Raw genomic sequence first — 18,452 nt, 5'->3', positions numbered from 1 at the left:
CGACCTTCGACGACAGTGGCGCCACGACGTGGTCCTGATCAAGGCTAATCGCCTCCGCGACCACCGGGCAAATCACCCCCGACGGGCAACGAGGCCCGTTGCCGGCACAGTACGTTCCTGCCACCATACTGTCATGGTGGAAACGGTTCACGTCGCCGTGTACGACACCCTGGCGGACTGGGAGATCGGATACGTCACGGCGCACATCGCGGATCCCGAATGGCAGCGGAATCCCGGACGGTACCGCGTCCGCACGGTCGGCGTCTCCGCCGAGCCGGTCACGACGAAGGGCGGACTGCGGATAGTCCCGGACACCGTGCTCGCGGATGCGACGCCGGAGGACAGCGCGATGCTGATCCTCGCGGGCAACGACATCTGGTCGACCGACGCCTACGCCCCCTTCGTCGACAAGGCCCGGCAGTTCCTCGACGCCGGCGTACCGGTGGCCGCGGTCTGCGGCGCGACCGGTGCGCTCGCCGCTGCCGGACTGCTCGACGAGCGGCCCCATACGAGCAACGCCCTCGAGTTCCTGCAGGGTGTCGGATACGGCGGCGCGGGGCTGTACCGGGACGAGCCCGCGGTCACGGACGGTGATCTCATCACCGCGAGCGGCATCGCCCCGGTCGACTTCGCCCGCGCGATCTTCGCGCGGCTCGACATGTACGAACCGCGTGTCCTCGACGCCTGGTACGCCCTCTACGGCGAGCGCGACCCGCGAGGCTATTGCGAGCTCATGGCGTCCGGGTCGTGACGGAACACCGCGAGACGGACCTGCTCGGCGCGGTCTCCGCGATCGGTCCGACCCATGCCGACGCTGCACGCGCACCGTGCGACGAGACCGGCGTCGAAGCCCCGATGACGATCGTGCAGGGCATGCGCGCACTGTCCGCCGCGGTCGACCGATCGGCCGATCAGCTCCCCGACGGACGACGCGGCGGGAAGTGACGGATGAGCCCTTCCTGCACGACGGTCGCGACGAGTTCGCCCTCGATGGTGAAGTAGCGTCCCGTCGCCATACCACGGGAACCGGCCGCCACCGGGGATTCCGTGGCGTACAGGTGCCATTCGTCGAAGCGGAGCGGACGGTGGAACCAGATCGAATGGTTGACCGTCGCCGCCACGATCCGGTCGAGTCCCCACGAGAGGCCGTGCGTGGTGAGGATCGAGTCTAGGACGGTCGTGTCGGACGCGTAGGCCAGCGTGGCGACGTGGAGCAGCGGAGCGTCGGGTAGTTGCCCGTCGGCGCGCATCCACACGCGGTTGTGGCCGAGCTTCTCCCCCGTTCCCCGCAACACCCAGGCGGGGTCGTTGGCGTACCGCATGTCGATCGGCTTGAGTGCGCCGACGAAGTGCGGCAGCTGGTCCTCGAAGCCGCGCAGACGTTCGCCGATGGGTGGAAGCGCTTCGGGCAGTGGAACTTCGGGGACGGTCACCGAATGTTCGAGTCCCTTGCCCCATCGCTGGAAAGCGGCGAGCATGACGAACAGTTCCTGCTCGTCCTGACAGGCGGTGACCATCCGGTTGGCGAAATCCCGGCCGTCCCGGTGGGTGACGACGTGGTAGTCGATGGGTCGCTTGACGTCGCCGCCCCGGATGAAATGGGCGTTGATCGCGTGCACGGGTCGATCACCGACGGTGCGCCCGGCCGCGACGAGCGCCTGCGCGACGAGTTGACCGCCGAAGGTGCGGCTGCCGACCTGCGGGGGATGACCGCCACGGAAGACGTTCTCCTCGACCTGCTCCAGGTCGAGCAGTCCGAGGAGAACGTCGAGATCCTTTGTGTCCGAACGCGTCACCGGGTGTCTTTCTCACCCAACCGGTGCACGTGGATGAGGTTGGTCGAACCCGAACGTCCGGGGGGCGCACCGGCGACGATCACGACGAGGTCGCCGCGCTGGTACCGGCCCAGCGACAACAAGGCGGCGTCGACCTGTTCGACCATCTGATCGGTGGTGTCGACCGGTTCGACCGAGAAGGTCTCGGTGCCCCACGTCAGTGCCAGCTGGTTACGGATGTGCGGGGCGGGCGTGAAGGCGAGCAGCGGCAGCGGCGTGTGCAGACGCGCCAGTCGGCGCACGGTGTCGCCGGACTGGGTGAAGGCGACGAGCGCCTTGGCGTCGAGACGCTCGCCGATGTCGCGGGCGGCGTACGAGATGACACCGCGCTTGGTACGCGGAACGTGCGTCAGCGCAGGCACTTCCGTCGAATCGGATTCGACGGCGGTGATGATGCGCGCCATCGTGCGGACCGTTTCGACCGGGAACTTCCCGACGGAGGTCTCACCCGAGAGCATCACAGCGTCGGCGCCGTCGAGCACCGCGTTCGCGACATCGGAGGCCTCGGCGCGGGTGGGACGCGAGTTCTCGATCATCGACTCGAGCATCTGCGTCGCGACGATGACGGGCTTGGCGTTCTCGCGCGCAATCTGGATTGCGCGCTTCTGCACGAGCGGGACCTCCTCGAGCGGCAGCTCGACGCCGAGATCGCCGCGCGCCACCATGACCGCGTCGAAGGCGAGGACCACGGCCTCGAGGTTCTCGACGGCCTCGGGCTTCTCGAGCTTGGCGATCACCGGCACGTGCCGGCCGACCCGGTCCATCACCTCGTGGACGAGTTCGACGTCGGCCGGGGACCGCACGAACGACAGGGCGATGAAGTCGACACCGAGACGGAGCGCGAACTCGAGATCCTCGATGTCCTTCTCCGACATGGCCGGAACGGAAACATTCATCCCCGGCAGGGAGACACCCTTGTTGTTGCTGACCGGTCCGCCCTCGATGACCCGGCAGACGACGTCGTTGCCTTCGACGGCCTCGACGACCAATCCGACCTTGCCGTCGTCGACGAGCAGCCGGTCGCCGGCGACGGCGTCCTGCGCGAGTTCCTTGTAGGTGGTCGAGACGCGGTCGTGGTCGCCCATCACGTCGTCGACGGTGATGCGGACGACCTCACCGTGCTCCCATACGGTGCGGTCCTCTGCGAATCGTCCGAGCCGGATCTTCGGCCCTTGGAGATCGGCGAGGATGCCTACGGCGTGCCCGGAGGCCTCCGACGCAGCGCGGACCCGGTTGTAGTGGCCCTCGTGGTCGGCGTGTTCGCCGTGGCTGAAATTCAGGCGGGCGACGTCCATTCCGGCGTCGACGAGATTCCGCAGGACATCGGGGTCGGCGGTGGCCGGCCCCATAGTGCAAACGATCTTGGTGCGTCGGGTCACGGTTCGAGCCTAGCCCTCGACGCCCGGACCCTCCATCTCAGCACCCCGGCGCGTGTCGCCGGGGTGCCCGTGAGACGGGCGATGCCGGGGCATCACGGACGAAGTTGACGTCCGTTCTTGTCGCGGACCTTGCCGGTGAGCATCAGGATGCCGTCGATCAACGGCCAGATGCCACCGATACCACAGGTGAGCCAGGTGACGGCGATCTGCGCGACCGCCACGCCCGGCTGGTCGAGATAGAAGCGTCCGGCACCGAAGGCGCCGAGCAGGATCTCCAGCACACCTGCGGTGACCTTGCTCTTGTCGGAGTACGGCTCGCCGGTGTAGGGATCGCGTCCGAAGGGCGCTGCGGCGTCGCGACCGTACGGGTTCGACGGGTCGGGGTAGCCGTAGGCGGGCATCACCCCGTAACCGGGCGGCGGGCCGTATCCCTGTCCACCCTGCGGCGGGCCGTAACTCTGCGCCTGGTGCGATCCCTGCGGACCGGTGTACCCACCCTGCGGCGGGCCGTATCCCTGCGCCTGGTGCGATCCCTGCGGACCGGTGTACCCGCCCTGCGAAGGGTCCTGTTGCGGGGACCCGATCGGAAAGTGCGGATCGGGTGTCCCGTAGACCGGCCCGGCCCCGGACTCGGTCCGGCCCGGATGCTCGCCGTAGGGGTAGTCGCCCGGGGGCGGATAGTCGGACTGGTGCTCGGCCGGCGGCGGGTAACTCGGGGTGTTGCCCCAACCCGGTCCGTTGCCGACACCGGAATAGGTGTCCCATCCGGGCCCCGGAGTGCCGGTGGCACCACCGAGGGAGTCGAGGGTGGGCGGTTGCGCCGACAGCGAGGCCTGCGCGGTGGCGTCGTAGTCGAAGGCGCGCCCGAGATCGGGCGGCGGCGTCTGGTCGCTCTCCGACCGATCCGGGGCGTCCGCGCCGGGTCCGGACCCGGTCCGCTTCGTCAGGTCCGGCTTGGCAGGCTCCGAATCGGGTGCTCCCGCAGCTCCCGGGTCCTGTGTGGTCACGAGTGATCCCCCTTGTTGTCTCCGGACGTCGCCTCGTCGACTCTACCGGCGGCAGGCGAGGGGCCGGCGGTGCCGGCGGCAGGCGAGGTCCCGGCCGTCTCGTCCTCGGCCGCCGGGTCGGCCGCGTGCGCTGCCGCCCCCGGATTCAGTGTCGAAGGCTCCTCGCGACCCTTGCGCGCGAGGACGAAGTACGCGACCGCGAGCACGAACACGATGCCCGAGGTGAACGTGTTGATCCGGATGCCCGCGATCTCGGTGGCGGCGTCCGTGCGCATGAGTTCGATCCAGAACCGGCCCGCGCAGTACCCGGCCACGTAGAGGGCGAACAGTCGTCCGTGGCCGATCGTGAACTTCCGGTCGACGAGCACCAGCAACAGCACCACGGCGAGGTTCCACAGCAGTTCGTAGAGGAAGGTCGGGTGCACGACGAAGGCCACCTCACCCGTGGACACACCGTCGACCAGCCCGGGAGCGACCTGTCCCGCGCCGTTGCGCCGCTCGTAGATCTCGAGTCCCCACGGGACCGTGGTCTCGCGGCCGTAGAGTTCCTGGTTGAACCAGTTGCCGAGGCGCCCGATGGCCTGCGCCAGCAGGATCGCCGGGGCGAGCGCGTCCCCGAAGGCGGGCAGCGGGATCCCGCGCCGGCGGCACCCGATCCACGCACCCAGCGCACCGAACGCGACGGCGCCCCAGATACCGAGGCCGCCCTCCCAGATCTTCAGGGCGTCGACCGGGTCCGCCCCGGCTCCGAAGTATTTCTGCCAATCGGTGGCGACGTGATAGAGCCGCCCGCCGATCAGGCCGAAGGGCACCGCCCACACGGCGATGTCGAGGACGGTGCCCGCCTGCCCGCCGCGTGCGACCCAGCGGCGGTCGCCCCACCAGATCGCTACGACGATCCCGACGATGATGCACAGGGCGTAGGCACGGAGGGCGAAGGGCCCGAGGTACCAGACGCCCTGCGGCGGACTCGGCAGATATGCCAGAACAGACGCAGTGGATGTCACGAGTGCACGTTAGCGGAGCGAACGCCCTTCGCGAGATCCTGTGTGAGGGCGAGCAGCGCGTCGTGTCCCTCCGCGACTGCGGAGACCAGCGCCGAACCGACGATCACGCCGTCGGCGTAACCCGCGATCTCCGCGGCCTGTGCACCGTTGCGCACACCGAGGCCGACGCCGACCGGGATGTCGGAGTGCGTGCGCACCCGGGCGACGATCTCCGGCGCGCGGTTGTCGACACTGTCGCGAGCGCCGGTGACACCCATCGTCGACGTGGCGTAGACGAAGCCACGGCACTTGTCGAGGGTGATCGCGAGGCGTTCGTTGGTCGACGACGGTGCGACCAGGAAGATCCGGCCGAGCCCGTACTTGTCGGCGGCGGCGATCCACTCCTCGGCCTCGTCCGGCACGAGATCCGGTGTGATGATGCCGAGTCCGCCCGCCGCCGCGAGGTCGCGCGCGAAGTTCTCGACGCCGTACTTGCTCACGAGATTCCAGTAGGTCATCACGACTGCGGCGCCACCGGCGGCGGTGATCGCTTCGACCGCGGGGAAGACGTCGCGGACCCGGACGCCGTTGGCGATCGCCTCGAACGCAGCGTTCTGGATGGTGGTGCCGTCCATGACGGGGTCGCTGTACGGGATGCCGACCTCGACGAGGTCGCAGCCACCCTCGACGAGGACCTTCATCGCCTCGACGGAACGCTCGACGGTCGGATAGCCGACCGGGAGGTAGCCGACCAGCGCGGCGCGGTTCTCGGCGCGGCAGGTCGCGAAGATCTCGGTCAGGCGTTCGTGCGGGGCGCTCACTGGGCTGCTCCTTCGGGGCCGGTCTTGTCGGCGGACTCGTCGGTCGGCAGGTAACCGAACCACTTGGCGGCGGTGTCGACGTCCTTGTCTCCGCGACCGGACAGGTTGACGAGGACGATGGCGCCCTTGCCGAGTTCGGGGCCGAGCTTCACGGCACCGGCGACGGCGTGGGCCGACTCGATAGCGGGGATGATGCCCTCGGTGCGGCACAGCAACGCGAAAGCGTCCATCGCCTCGCTGTCGGTGACGGCGCGGTACTCGGCCCGGCCGGTGTCGGCGAGCCAGGCGTGCTCGGGGCCGACGCCGGGATAGTCGAGCCCCGCGGAGATCGAATGCGATTCGATGGTCTGGCCGTCCTCGTTCTGCAACAGGTACGAGTACGCGCCGTGCAGAGCACCGTGGGTGCCGCCGCCGATGGTGGCGGCGTGGCGTCCGGTCTCGACCCCGTCTCCCCCGGCCTCGCAGCCGACGAGCTTGACGGACGGGTCGTCGATGAACGGATGGAAGATGCCGATCGCGTTCGACCCTCCGCCGACGCAGGCGACGACGGCGTCGGGCAGACGACCGGTGAGCTCGCGGATCTGGACGCGTGCCTCGAGGCCGATGATGCGCTGGAAGTCGCGGACCATCGCCGGGAAGGGATGCGGACCGGCGGCGGTGCCGAAGCAGTAATAGGTGTTGTCGGCGTTGGTGACCCAGTCGCGCATCGCTTCGTTGATCGCGTCCTTGAGGGTGCGCGAGCCGGTCTTGGCAGCGATGACCTCGGCGCCGAGCAGACGCATGCGCGCGACGTTGAGCGCCTGCCGCTCGGTGTCGACCTCGCCCATGTAGACCCGGCATTCGAGACCGAACAGGGCGCACGCGGTCGCGGTGGCGACGCCGTGCTGGCCGGCGCCGGTCTCGGCGATCACGCGGGTCTTGCCCATGCGCTTGGCGAGCAGCACCTGCCCGAGCACATTGTTGATCTTGTGCGAGCCGGTGTGGTTGAGATCCTCGCGCTTGAGGAAGATGCGCGCGCCTCCGGCGTGTTCGCTGAGACGAGTGGCCTCGTAGACCGGGGACGGGCGACCGGTGTACTCGCGCTGCAGCCGATCGAGTTCGGCGAGGAAGCCGGGGTCGACGCGTTCCTTCTCGTAGGCGGCGGTGACCTCCTCGATCACCGCCATGAGCGCCTCGGGCACATAGCGGCCACCGAAGGCTCCGAAGTGGCCGCGGACGTCGGGTTCGTGCGCGGTCGGAGTGGCGAGGGCTTCGCTCATCGAGGGAAGCCCCCGGCCCTTGGCGGAAAGTGCGGAATCGTCTGCAGTCACGCGTCCAGTCTGCCCCACCACGCGACGCGGATCACATGGGGGTCCGGACCGGCCGGCACGGTCAGCGTGCAGGCTTGGGGCACGACGGATGCGTACCCACCGTCACCAGCTCGGCGACCGCCTGACGCGGATCCCCACTGGTCACCAGGCCCTCTCCGACGAGCACCGCGTCGGCGCCGGCACCCGCGTACGCGAGCAGATCGGCCGGCCCGCGGACACCGGACTCGGCGATCTTGAGCACGTTGCTGGGCAGGCCCGGCGCGATGCGCGAGAATGTCGTCTTGTCGACCTCGAGGGTCTTGAGGTTGCGGGCGTTGATCCCGATGACGGTCGCGCCGGCCTCGAGGGCGCGGTCGGCCTCCTCCTCGGTGTGCGCCTCGACCAGCGCCGTCATCCCGAGCGACTCGACCCGGTCGATCAGGGCCGTCAGCACGGTCTGTTCGAGGGCCGCGACGATGAGGAGCACGATGTCGGCGCCGTGCGCACGCGCCTCGTGGATCTGGTAGGGACCGACCACGAAATCCTTGCGCAGCACCGGAATGCGGACCGCACGACGCACGGCGTCGAGGTCGGCCAGGCTGCCGTGGAACCGGCGTTCCTCGGTGAGGACGCTGATGGCACGAGCCCCTCCGGACTCGTAGGCCGCGGCGAGCTCGGCGGGATCGGCGATGTCGGCGAGAGCACCCTTCGAGGGACTGGCACGCTTCACTTCGGCGATGACCGCGATGCCGGGCTCGCGCAGCGCGGCCTTGGCGTCGATCGGCGGGGGCGCACTCGCAGCAGCAGCCTTCACGGAGGCAAGATCGAGGGCCGCCTCACGGGCGGCGACGTCGGCTCGCACTCCTTCGAGAATCGAATCGAGAACTGTCATCGTGGCTCGAGTCCTTTCCCACCCTGCTCAATCCCGATGTGATCAAGCTCATCGGATCTGTGTAGAAGAGTAGTGAACTGGTTTACAGCAGTCACCGGCGGGTGTCCGTATCACCCTCACCACCGTCGTCCGTGGGATCCTCACCTGCGTCCAGCGCGTCCCACAGGCCGCGTTCGGACAGCGGTTCGTCGCTCTCGGCGCGCCGGGCCGCAGCCTCGCGGCGCGCCGCCGGGGCGTCGTACTTCGACGACAGTCCGGCCTGCTCGCGCGGGGTGCGCCAGAGGGTCACCGCCGCGGCGAGGACGGCGACGGCACCGACGATCACGAGGATCGCGGGCAGCGGATACGTCTCGATGCCGGTCACCTCCGCGCGGTCCGGCAACGCGGCCACCCCGGCCGCCGTCTCGGGGTCGGGGTCCCCGGTCAGCAACCGTACCGCGGGGACCGCGGCTGCCACGGCGACGATCGCGACCACGACCGACACGAGACGTAATGCGAACCCGCGCACGGCGAAGACCGCGGCGACCGCCGCGAGCAGCACGAGAGCGAGCGGGGTCAGTGCCGCCGCCCAGCGGCCTCCCTCGAGGTCGTCGACGCGGTCGATGCCGAGACCGTCCGACGAGACCGCGGTGACCCATGTCATCCGGCCCGAGGCCCACAGCAGGGCGGCGCCGAGCCCGAGCAGCAGAGCGGCGATCACCGTCGGTCTGCGCCGGCGTACGGGGGTGGAGCCGGCGTCCGGCGTCTTCTCGGTCACCGCGCGTCACCGCCGTAGGTGATGAGTGTGGACGCGGCGGCCACGGCGGCGAGTGCGGACATGGCCTTGTTCCGGGCCTCGGTGTCCTCGGCCTCAGGATCGGAGTCTGCGACGATGCCCGCACCTGCCTGTACGTAGGCGATGCCGTCCTTGACGAGAGCGGAACGGATCGCGATCGCGGTGTCGGCGTCGCCTGCGAAATCGAGGTAGCCGACGATGCCGCCGTAGATACCGCGGCGGGTGGGTTCGAGTTCCTCGATCAGTTCCATCGCGCGTACCTTCGGCGCGCCCGACAGGGTGCCGGCGGGGAAACACGCGGTGACGGCGTCGAGGGCGTGTTTGCCCTCCGCGAGCCGTCCGGTGACCGTGGAGACCAGGTGCATCACGTGGCTGTACCGCTCGATGTGCCGGTAGTCGTGCACTTCGACGGTGCCCGGTGCGCACACCCGGCCGAGATCGTTGCGGCCGAGGTCGACGAGCATGAGGTGCTCGGCGTTCTCCTTCTCGTCGTGGACGAGGTCCTTCTCGAGCAGGAGATCCTCCTCCTCGTCCGCGCCGCGCCACCGGGTCCCGGCGATGGGATGGGTGGTGGCCACCCCGTCCGAGACCGTCACGAGCGCTTCGGGACTCGATCCGACGATCGAGAAGGCCGTCTCGCCGTCCGGGCCGGGAATGTGGAGCAGGAACATGTACGGGCTGGGGTTGGACGCGCGGAGCATCCGGTACACGTCGATCGGTGCTGCCTCGCAGTCGATCTCGAATCGCTGCGAGAGCACCACCTGGAAGGCCTCACCGGCCTCGATGTCGCCGATCAGCTTGCGGACGTCCGTGCAGAACGACTCGGTGGTGCGCTGACGGCGGTAGTCGGGCTCGGGCCGCGAGTAGGTCGCGACGGTGGCCGGAGCAGGCGCGGCGAGCGCCTCGGTCATGCGGTCGAGACGGGCCACCGCGTCGTCGTAGGCTTCGTCGACGCGCTCGTCCGAGCCGTCCCAGTTCACGGCGTTGGCGATGAGCCAGATCATGCCCTCGTGATGGTCGACGGCCGCGAGGTCGGTGGCCAGCAGCATCACCATCTCGGGGATCTGCAGGTCGTCCTCGGCGAGCGTCGGCAGCTTCTCGAGATAGCGGACGGCGTCGTAGCCGAGGTAACCCACCATGCCGCTGGTCAGGGGCGGCAGTCCGTGGATGCGGTCGGTGTGGAGCAGCTGCAGCGTCTCACCGAGGACGTCGACGGGGTTGCCGCCCGTCGGGGCGCCGGCGGGAACGTGCCCGTACCAGGCCGCACCGCCGTCGACGACGGTCAGCGCCGCCGGGCTCCCGGCGCCGATGAACGACCACCGCGACCACGACCGGCCGTTCTCCGCCGACTCGAGCAGGAAGGTCCCGGGGCGGTCGGCCGCGAGCTTACGGTAGGCCGACAGTGGGGTCTCCGCGTCCGCGAGCACCTTGCGGGTCACCGGGACCACGCGGTGCTCGGCGGCCAGCTGACGGAACTGCTCGCGGGTGGTCGTCGAATCGGACCGGCTGCCGCCGGAGGGGTCGGTTGTGGCTGCGGGAATGGTGGTGGGCTCGCCGGACATGCGCCCCATCATCCCAGGGGCGGTGTCCGGCGATGCAGCCGCGGTCAGACGACCTGGAACGACCGCTTGGCCAGACCCATCCAGAACCCGTCGACGACCTGGTCGATGCCGCGATCCGGAGTCTCCGAAGCACCGAGGGTGACGAACAGTGGCGCGAAGTGTTCGACGGTCGGGTGCGCGTACGGCATACCCGGTGCGCGGTTCCGGAAATCGAGCAGCGCGTCGACGTCGCCGCGGGCGAGTTGCTCGGCGGTCCAGTGGTCGAACTCCGACGACCAGCCCGGCGCGGCGGCCTCGGGCCGCGGGTCGCGCAGGAAGGGCAGACCGTGAGTGGTGAACCCGGAGCCGATGATCAGTACGCCCTGCTCACGCAGCGGGCGTAGCCGGGCGCCGAGGTGCAGCAGCCGTCCCGGATCGAGAGTGGGCAGGGAGATCTGCAGCACCGGAATGTCGGCGTCCGGGTACATGACGGTCAGGGGCACGTAGGCACCGTGGTCGAGTCCTCGGTTCGGCTGCTGCACCACCGGTTCGTCGTCGGGCATCAGTGCCGCGACCTGCCGGGCGAGATCGGGCGCCCCGGGGCTGGTGTAGGTCACCTCGTAGAAGCGCCGCGGAAATCCCCCGAAGTCGTACACGAGCGGGGTGCCCGGCGTGGTCGAGCCGATGGTCAGCGGTGCGGATTCCCAGTGCGCCGAGACCACGAGGATCGCCGTGGGGCGCGGCAGGTCGGCCGCCCAGCGCTGCAGCTGCGAGACCCACAGCTCGCTGTCGACGAGCGGCGGAGCGCCGTGACTGAGGAACAGGGCGGGCGTGGTCGCGGAATCGGTGCTCATGACATCCCTTTCGGGTTGAAGCTTCAAGTATTATGAAGGACAACCCGCCCTGAGGGCATTCTGTTCCCGGGGGCGGCGGCGAGACCGAACGAGCGAGGAGAACGCATGAGCAACGAGGACCCCCGGTGGCTCGATCCGACGCAGCAGAACGCCTGGCGCGCACTCGTCTCCGTCATCACGCGATTGCCGGCAGCGCTCGACACCCAGATGCAGCGCGACTCCGACATGACCCACTTCGAGTACTTCGTCCTCGCACTGCTCTCCGAGCACCCCGAGCGCAGGCTCCGTCTCAACGCCCTCGCCGCCGAGGCCAACGCGTCGCTGTCGCGGCTGTCCCACGTCGTCACCCGCCTCGAGAAGCGCGGCTGGGTGCGACGCGAACCGGTTCCGGGCAGTCGCGGTTCGTACGCCGTGCTCACCGAGACCGGCTACGACACCGTCGCCGAGGCGGCGCCGACCCATGTCGACGCGGTGCGCAGGCTGGTGTTCGACGGTCTCGACGACCAGCAGGTGCGCGCGCTCGCGCGTCTCGGTTCCGCTCTGGTCGAGCAGATCGACGAGGGAATCGCCGGCGGTATCGGCAAGGCCTGAGCCGTCCCACCGTCACGTGGTGGGGCGACTCCTCGGTACGTCCCGGAACGACATGGTCGGGTCGTGGCTGCGCTCGTCCCGGACGGCACCGCTCGCGTCGGTGACCTCGTAACCGATGGTGTTCAGCCGAGCGGAGTTCCGCCCACACCCCAGTTCTCGCGGGGCACCTCGGTGATCGTCACCCACACCGACGACGGATTCTTGCCCGAGGCCTCGGCGTACGCGCGGGTCACCGCGGAGATCACCTCGGCCTTCTGCTCGTCGGACAGGCCCGGCGTCTGACTGATCTGGATGAGAGGCATGCGGGCATTGTCGCAGCCCGCCGCACGACCCGCCGATCGGTCCCGGCTATTCGGCGATCTGCGGCGTTTCGAGCAGGACGTCGGTGTCGAAGCAGGTGTGCGTGCCGGTGTGGCAGGCGGCACCGACCTGGTCGACGACCAGCAACACCGTGTCGCCGTCGCAGTCGAGGCGCACCTCGTGCACGTACTGGGTGTGCCCGGACGTCTCGCCCTTGACCCAGTACTGCTGCCGCGACCGCGAGTAGTAGGTGGCCTTGCGGGTCGCCAGGGTGCGGGCGAGCGCCTCGTCGTCCATCCACGCCATCATCAGCACGGCGCCGGTGGCCCGCTCCTGCACGACGGCGGCGAACAGACCGTCGTCGTTGCGCTTCAGCCGGGCGGCGATCGCCGGATTCAGGATGTCGCTGCTCATCGAACCGTGATCCCTTCCGCACGCATCGCGTCCTTGACCTCGCCGATGGTCAGCTCCCGGAAGTGGAAGACGCTCGCGGCGAGCACCGCGTCGGCACCGGCCTGCACGGCGGGCGCGAAATGCTCGACGGCTCCGGCACCCCCGGAAGCGATGACGGGCACGTGCACGGCCCCGCGCACGGCCTCGATCATCTTCAGGTCGAATCCGTTCTTCGTGCCGTCGGCGTCCATCGAGTTGAGCAGGATCTCGCCGACCCCGAGTTCCTCGCCGCGCCGGGCCCACTCGACCGCGTCGATCCCCGTACCGCGGCGACCGCCGTGCGTGGTGACCTCCCAGCCGCTCGGCGTCGGTTCCTGACCGGCGGGCACGGTGCGCGCGTCGACCGACAGCACGATGCACTGCGAGCCGAAGCGCCCGGACATCTCGCGCAGCACCTCGGGCCGGGCGATGGCCGCGGTGTTGACCGAGACCTTGTCGGCGCCGGCACGCAGCAGCCGGTCGACGTCCTCGACGGTACGGACGCCACCTCCCACGGTGAGCGGGATGAACACCTGCTCGGCGGTGCGCGTGACGACGTCGAGCATGGTGCCCCGGTCGCCGCTCGACGCGGTGACGTCGAGGAAGGTCAGTTCGTCGGCACCCTGCTCGTTGTAGAGCGCGGCGAGTTCGACCGGGTCACCCGCATCGCGCAGGTTCTCGAAGTTGACACCCTTGACCACCCGCCCCGCGTCCACGTCGAGGCACGGGATGACCCGCACGGCCAGTGTCATGTTCGATCTCCTTCGGAACCCGACTGCTCGGCCACGGACCGTTCCGTCGCCGACTGCACAATCTCCAGTATCTCGCCGTGCACTCCGGGCGCTGCGGCGACCACCGATCCGGACCCGATCCGCCACGGTTCGCCCGCGAAGTCGGTGGCGATCCCACCGGCCGCCCGCACCAGCGCGACACCGGCCGCGTTGTCCCACGGGTGGTGGCCGAACACGACCGAACCGCCGATCGCACCTCCCGCTGTGAATGCCAGGTCGGCACCCGTGGAGCCGTGCATCCGCAACCGTGCGACCCGCCGGCTCAGCTCGGTGATCACGGCGAGGCGGCGGGTGCCGGGAACGCGACCGCGACTGTCGATGTCGAAACTTCCGACGGCGATCATCACGTCCTCGAGCCGTGCCGGCGGCAGCGGTTCGGTGGGCGTTCCGTTCACGAGCAGCGGCCCCTCGGCGATTCCCGCGAAATGCTGCTTCGTGAGGGGCAGCCACGTGAGTCCGAGGATCGGCTCCCCGTTCTCGACGAGCGCGAGGAGGATCCCGGCCATCGGCAACCCGGCGGAGTAGTTGATCGTGCCGTCGATCGGATCGAGCAACCAGACGGTGCCCTCCTCCGCGGACGGGCCGCCGAATTCCTCACCGTGCACGGCGATACCGGTGCGCTCGGCGAGGGCACCGGAGATCCGCCGTTCGAGTTCGAGATCGAGGTCGGTCGCGAAATCGTTCGGGCCCTTGTCGACGGAGCGCGGCGCACCGTGCCCGGCGACGAACCGTTCCGAGACCTCGTCGAGCACACCGCTCGCGATCGCGAGCAGCCGGTTCAGGTCGGCGGGATCGGCCATCGGTCAGCGCGAGACGGCGTCGAGCGCTTCGGTCAGGGTGAATCGGCCCGCGTAGAGCGCCTTTCCGATGATGGCGCCTTCGACGCCCTCGTCGGTGAGCGTCGCGATGGCACGCAGGTCGTCGACGGTCGAGACGCCGCCGGACGCGACGACCGGCGCGTCGGTGGCCGCGCACACCTCGCGGAGCAGATCGAGATTCGGGCCGCTGAGCGTGCCGTCCTTGGTCACGTCGGTGACGACGTAGCGTGAGCAACCGTCGCGTTCGAGACGCTCGAGTACCTCCCACAGGTCGCCGCCGTCGGAGACCCAGCCGCGGCCGCGCAGCCGCCACCGACCGTCCAGGAACTTGACGTCGAGGCCCACGGCGATCCGGTCGCCGAACTCACCGATGACGCGGGAGCACCACTCCGGGTTCTCGATCGCGGCGGTGCCGAGGTTCACGCGGGCGCACCCCGTCGCGAGGGCCGCGGCGAGGGTCTCGTCGTCGCGGATGCCACCCGACAGCTCGACCTTCACGTCGAGTTCGCCGACGACGTCGGCGAGGAGTGCACGGTTGTCGCCGCGGCCGAACGCCGCGTCGAGATCGACCATGTGCACCCATTCGGCTCCGGCGTTCTGCCATTCGAGGGCGGCATCGCGGGGCGAACCGTATCCGGTCTCGCTGCCCGCCTCTCCCTGAACGAGGCGAACTGCTTCACCGTTGACGACGTCGACTGCGGGCAAAAGGACCAGGCTCACTGCGTACACATTAGTGCCTGTACCTGTGACATCACCAAACGCGTGGCCGGGGCGTCGGGAAAGCGCCGTGCGTCATGCCGACCGTGCCGCGTCGAGGGCCCGGCAGGTCGGGGTCGGACGGCCGGCGTACTCGTCGACGGGACCCTCGTACAGCACGGTTCCGCCGTGCCGTCCAGGTCCCGGCCCGAGGTCGACGATGTGGTCGGCGTGCCGGATCACGTCGAGGTGGTGTTCGATGACGACGACGGTGTGCCCTCGGTCGACGAGGTCGTCGAAGACGCACAGGAGGGTGCCGACGTCCTCGGCGTGCAGGCCGGTGGTCGGCTCGTCGAGGACGTAGAGGGTCGGCGTCTTCGCTCGTCCGAGTTCCTTGGCGATCTTCACCCGTTGACACTCGCCACCGGAGAGCGTGTCGAGCGACTGTCCGAGGCGGAGGTAGTCGAGGCCCACCCCGGCGAGCGCCCTCAGTCGGTGCGCGATCTCCGCGTGCGGCAGTTCCTCGATGGCGCGACCGACGGTGAGGTCGTCGACATCGGCGATCGACAGGCCGTTCACGGTGTGCCCGAGCACCTCGGCGGTGAACCGGCGGCCGTGGCAGGTGTCGCAGACGACCTCGCGTCCGTCCATGAAGGCGAGGTCGATGTACACGACACCGGCCCCCGTGCAGGTCGGGCACGCACCCGCCGAGTTCGCGCTGAACAGGCTCGCCGGCACACCGTTGTGTTCGGCGAACATCCGCCGCAGGGTGGGTGCGATGCCGGTGTAGGTGATCGGGGTGGAGCGGCGATTGGTGCTCACCGGCCGCTGGTCGATCACCGTGGCGTCGTACTGATCGACGAGTTCGGCTGCGAGACTGGACTTTCCCGAACCAGCGACCCCGGTGAATACGGTGAGCACGCCGGTGGAGATCCGCACCGTCAGGTCGCGGAGGTTGTTGCGACACGCATCGGCGATCGTGAGACGACCGGTCGCCTCGCGGGCGGGGTGACCGCGGCCGATGTCGCGCCGCAGCGATCGGCCGGTGGGAGTGTCGGCCGTTCGGAGCCGGTCGAAAGTGCCCTGGAAGACGAGGCGACCACCGGACGAGCCCGCACCGGGACCGATCTCGATCACCTGGTCGGCCCGGGCCATCACGCTCGGGTCGTGCTCGACGACGAGGACGGTGTTGCCGCTGTCGCGGAGCCGTTCAAGGAGGTCGATCATCGTCTCCACGTCGGCGGGATGCAGACCGACCGTTGGTTCGTCGACGACATAGGTCATCTCCGTCAGGCTCGACCCGAGGTGCCGGACCAACTTGATCCGTTGCGATTCGCCGCCCGAGAGCGTGGTGGTCGCCCGGGCGAGCGCGAGATAGCCGAGGCCGATCGTCACCATCGCCTCGAGACGGCCCACCAGTGCGGACACCACAGGTGCGGCGCGCGAGTCGTCGATCGTGCGCACGAACTCGAGCAGTTCGGTGATCTCGAGGCGGGACAGCTCCCCGATCGTGCGGCCGCGCACGGTGACCGCCCGCGCGGCCGCGTTCAGTCGTTCTCCGGCGCAGTCCGGGCACGTCTCGGCGCGGGTAAAGCGCCGGATGACGTCCTGTTTGCGTTCGGAGAGGTTGTCGGAGGTGTGCAGGTGGATGCGCTCGAACCTCTCGACGACACCCTCGTAGCCGTCCGGCGGTTTATGGCCCAGCGCCGCGGCGGCCTCGCCGCCGTAGAGCAGTGCCTCCCGCTCGGCGGGTCTCCACTCGCGCAGGGGTGTGTCCGCGTCGAAGGAACCGATGTCGGCGTACTGGGAGTACCAGTACCCGCCGTTGCCGAAGCCGGGCACCAGGATCGCGCCCTCGGCGAGGGACCTGTCGAGATCGAGGAACCGCTCGACAGCGCTGACGACGATCTCGCCGAGCCCGGAGCAGGCCGGGCACATCCCGGTGGGGTCGTTGAACGAGAAGCGGTTCGACTCCCCGAGGACGGGTGTGCCCACCCGGGAGTACAGCAGCCGCAGATAGGTCCAGGTGTCGGTGATGGTGCCGACCGTCGATCGGGCGTTGCCGCCGAGCCGGCGCTGGTCGACGACGATCACCGGCGTCAGACCGTCGATGTGGTCGACGTCGGGTCGTGTCCACTTCGGCAACCGATTGCGCGTGAACGGCGGGTACGTCTCGTTGAGCTGGTAGCCGGCCTCCGCGGCGATCGTGTCGAAGACGAGCGACGACTTCCCGGAGCCGGACACCCCGACGATCACCACGAGCCGGTTGCGCGGAACGGTCAGATCGACGTCGGCCAGGTTGTGGGTGCGGGCGCGGCGGATCGTGATCGCGCGGCCTCGCACTGCCGCCTCGGTGGTCGTGACGGTGGTGGTCATGGGTTCGACGCTACGACCGGTTGCGGCCGGATCCTGACCGCAACCGGTGGGAGGATGACGGCATGGCGGACGTCACCGAGCGGATGCTCGCGTTGTTGTCGATCCTGCAGACCGGACGCGCGATCGGCGGGGACGAACTGGCCCGGCGGCTGCAGGTGAGCCGCCGGACGCTCCGCCGCGACGTCGACCGTCTGCGCGGCTACGGGTATCCCGTCGAAACCCGTTCCGGGCCCGGCGGTTTCTATCGCCTCTCGTCGGGACGCTCGATGCCGCCGCTGGTGCTCGACGACGACGAGGCCGTCGCGGTGCTGCTGGGGCTCGGCGCTCTCGCTGCGACCGGACCGACCGAAGGTGGACTGGACGACGCCGCGACCCGCGCCTACGGCAAGCTCGACCAGTTCCTGCCCGCGCGGCTGCGCCCGCGAGTCGCGGCCGTCCGCAGCGCGGTGGAGACGAGTGCGCTGCAGGCTCCCAGCGTGTCGGCGGAGCTGCTCGGCACCGTCGCGGAGGCAATCGCACGGTGCGACACGCTCACCTTCGACTACGTCGACGCGCAGGGCTCGCCCACCTCTCGCCGGGTCGAGCCGTACAGGCAGGTGCACCACCTGCTGCGGTGGTACCTCCTCGGATGGGACGTCGACCGCGAGGACTGGCGTGTCTTCCGCCTCGACCGTGTGCGCGACCTGCTCCTCACCGGCAGCCGGTTCGCACCCCGCCCGCTTCCCGCCGGGTCCGCCACGGAATACCTGCGGCAAGGACTCCGGCAGGGGCGGACACCGGTACATCTGGACGTGGCGGCCTCGGCCACGCACGTCGCCGACGCGCTGAAGTACCAGGACGCCGAGATCCGCCCGACGGGTGACGACCGGACCGAGGTACACCTCGCGGTCGAGTCGTGGCAGTGGCTCGTCCTCGCGCTCGCCACCCTCGACGCCGACATCCGAATGCGCGCGGACCCGGAGATCGTGCGGTCCTGCGCGGTGTTCGCCGATCGTCTGCGCGCGGCGGCGCAGGACGCCGTCGTCCCCTCCGAGGACGGCGCGAGGTGAATCTGGGCGCGGCAGATCGA

The 18,452-nt window shown here is 69.6% G+C and carries 20 protein-coding genes; 4 read left to right on the top strand and 16 right to left on the bottom strand.

The features are described from left to right. The first annotated feature begins 133 nt into the window (after nt 1-133). Both A8G18_RS05060 and A8G18_RS05055 read left to right on the top strand, forming a co-directional pair. Entirely contained in the window at nt 134-751 is a 618-nt protein-coding gene (locus A8G18_RS05060; RefSeq protein WP_064062979.1) for a DJ-1/PfpI family protein, read from the top strand. Next, nucleotides 748-945, top strand: coding sequence for a hypothetical protein (locus A8G18_RS05055; RefSeq protein ID WP_016935355.1), 198 nt, complete (start codon nt 748-750; stop codon nt 943-945). The genes A8G18_RS05060 and A8G18_RS05055 overlap by 4 nt, the downstream gene beginning before the upstream one ends. On the opposite strand, the gene A8G18_RS05050 is transcribed toward A8G18_RS05055, so the two are convergent. From A8G18_RS05050 to A8G18_RS05005, 10 genes are all read right to left on the bottom strand, one after another. Beyond that, a complete protein-coding gene (locus A8G18_RS05050) occupies nt 912-1,796 on the bottom strand; it encodes an acyl-CoA thioesterase II (protein WP_064062978.1) in 885 nt (294 codons plus the stop codon). The two genes, A8G18_RS05055 and A8G18_RS05050, sit on opposite strands and share 34 nt — an antisense overlap. Then, complete coding sequence (gene pyk, locus A8G18_RS05045; RefSeq protein WP_064062977.1) at nt 1,793-3,214, bottom strand: pyruvate kinase; 1,422 nt, start codon at nt 3,212-3,214, stop codon at nt 1,793-1,795. Before pyk ends, A8G18_RS05050 begins: the two co-directional genes overlap by 4 nt. Before the next feature lie 92 nt (nt 3,215-3,306). Next, a complete protein-coding gene (locus tag A8G18_RS05040; RefSeq protein ID WP_064062976.1) occupies nt 3,307-4,221 on the bottom strand; it encodes a TM2 domain-containing protein in 915 nt (304 codons plus the stop codon). After that, nucleotides 4,218-5,228: a prolipoprotein diacylglyceryl transferase gene (gene lgt / locus A8G18_RS05035; RefSeq protein ID WP_064062975.1), complete on the bottom strand. Its 1,011-nt coding sequence runs from the start codon at nt 5,226-5,228 to the stop codon at nt 4,218-4,220. Before lgt ends, A8G18_RS05040 begins: the two co-directional genes overlap by 4 nt. Beyond that, nucleotides 5,225-6,028: a tryptophan synthase subunit alpha gene (gene trpA, locus A8G18_RS05030; RefSeq protein WP_016935009.1), complete on the bottom strand. Its 804-nt coding sequence runs from the start codon at nt 6,026-6,028 to the stop codon at nt 5,225-5,227. The genes lgt and trpA overlap by 4 nt, the downstream gene beginning before the upstream one ends. After that, nucleotides 6,025-7,287: a tryptophan synthase subunit beta gene (gene trpB, locus A8G18_RS05025; RefSeq protein ID WP_064062974.1), complete on the bottom strand. Its 1,263-nt coding sequence runs from the start codon at nt 7,285-7,287 to the stop codon at nt 6,025-6,027. The genes trpA and trpB overlap by 4 nt, the downstream gene beginning before the upstream one ends. A gap of 112 nt (nt 7,288-7,399) precedes the next feature. Further along, on the bottom strand, nt 7,400-8,209 hold the full coding sequence (gene trpC, locus A8G18_RS05020; RefSeq protein WP_064062973.1) for an indole-3-glycerol phosphate synthase TrpC: 810 nt from the start codon (nt 8,207-8,209) through the stop codon (nt 7,400-7,402). A 91-nt stretch (nt 8,210-8,300) separates the two neighbouring features. Beyond that, nucleotides 8,301-8,966 (bottom strand): TIGR02234 family membrane protein, encoded by a 666-nt coding sequence (locus A8G18_RS05015; RefSeq protein WP_064062972.1) that lies wholly within the window; start codon nt 8,964-8,966, stop codon nt 8,301-8,303. Next, a complete protein-coding gene (locus A8G18_RS05010) occupies nt 8,963-10,546 on the bottom strand; it encodes an anthranilate synthase component I (protein ID WP_177519034.1) in 1,584 nt (527 codons plus the stop codon). The genes A8G18_RS05015 and A8G18_RS05010 overlap by 4 nt, the downstream gene beginning before the upstream one ends. A 44-nt stretch (nt 10,547-10,590) precedes the next feature. Then, nucleotides 10,591-11,379 carry a dioxygenase family protein gene (locus A8G18_RS05005; protein WP_064062970.1) on the bottom strand — a complete coding sequence of 263 codons (789 nt, stop codon included), beginning with the start codon at nt 11,377-11,379 and terminating at the stop codon, nt 10,591-10,593. 105 nt (nt 11,380-11,484) lie between these two features. On the opposite strand from A8G18_RS05005, the gene A8G18_RS05000 reads away from it, so the two are divergent. Then, nucleotides 11,485-11,970, top strand: coding sequence for a MarR family winged helix-turn-helix transcriptional regulator (locus A8G18_RS05000; protein ID WP_064062969.1), 486 nt, complete (start codon nt 11,485-11,487; stop codon nt 11,968-11,970). 122 nt (nt 11,971-12,092) lie between these two features. Here the strand turns inward: A8G18_RS05000 and A8G18_RS04995 are convergent, their stop codons facing one another. The 6 genes from A8G18_RS04995 to A8G18_RS04970 all read right to left on the bottom strand — a co-directional run bounded on the left by A8G18_RS04995 (nt 12,093) and on the right by A8G18_RS04970 (nt 17,383). Further along, nucleotides 12,093-12,272, bottom strand: a complete 180-nt coding sequence (locus A8G18_RS04995) for a tautomerase family protein (RefSeq protein ID WP_016935788.1) — start codon at nt 12,270-12,272, stop codon at nt 12,093-12,095. Nucleotides 12,273-12,318: 46 nt separating this feature from the next. Next, entirely contained in the window at nt 12,319-12,684 is a 366-nt protein-coding gene (gene hisI / locus A8G18_RS04990; protein WP_016935787.1) for a phosphoribosyl-AMP cyclohydrolase, read from the bottom strand. Further along, a complete protein-coding gene (gene hisF / locus A8G18_RS04985) occupies nt 12,681-13,454 on the bottom strand; it encodes an imidazole glycerol phosphate synthase subunit HisF (RefSeq protein WP_064062968.1) in 774 nt (257 codons plus the stop codon). The genes hisI and hisF overlap by 4 nt, the downstream gene beginning before the upstream one ends. Next, nucleotides 13,451-14,293, bottom strand: a complete 843-nt coding sequence (locus A8G18_RS04980) for an inositol monophosphatase family protein (protein ID WP_064062967.1) — start codon at nt 14,291-14,293, stop codon at nt 13,451-13,453. The genes hisF and A8G18_RS04980 overlap by 4 nt, the downstream gene beginning before the upstream one ends. Nucleotides 14,294-14,296: 3 nt before the next feature. Further along, nucleotides 14,297-15,031: a bifunctional 1-(5-phosphoribosyl)-5-((5-phosphoribosylamino)methylideneamino)imidazole-4-carboxamide isomerase/phosphoribosylanthranilate isomerase PriA gene (priA, locus tag A8G18_RS04975; protein WP_016934938.1), complete on the bottom strand. Its 735-nt coding sequence runs from the start codon at nt 15,029-15,031 to the stop codon at nt 14,297-14,299. Between the two features lie 72 nt (nt 15,032-15,103). Further along, nucleotides 15,104-17,383, bottom strand: coding sequence for an ATP-binding cassette domain-containing protein (locus A8G18_RS04970; RefSeq protein ID WP_064062966.1), 2,280 nt, complete (start codon nt 17,381-17,383; stop codon nt 15,104-15,106). A 62-nt stretch (nt 17,384-17,445) separates the two neighbouring features. Here A8G18_RS04970 and A8G18_RS04965 point away from each other — a divergent pair, with 62 nt between their 5' ends. Further along, nucleotides 17,446-18,432, top strand: a complete 987-nt coding sequence (locus A8G18_RS04965) for a helix-turn-helix transcriptional regulator (RefSeq protein WP_064062965.1) — start codon at nt 17,446-17,448, stop codon at nt 18,430-18,432. Nucleotides 18,433-18,452: the final 20 nt, after the last annotated feature.

The organism is Rhodococcus gordoniae (assembly GCF_001646655.1).
Lineage (GTDB): Bacteria > Actinomycetota > Actinomycetes > Mycobacteriales > Mycobacteriaceae > Rhodococcus > Rhodococcus gordoniae.
This window is presented reverse-complemented; position numbering and strand designations above follow the sequence as displayed.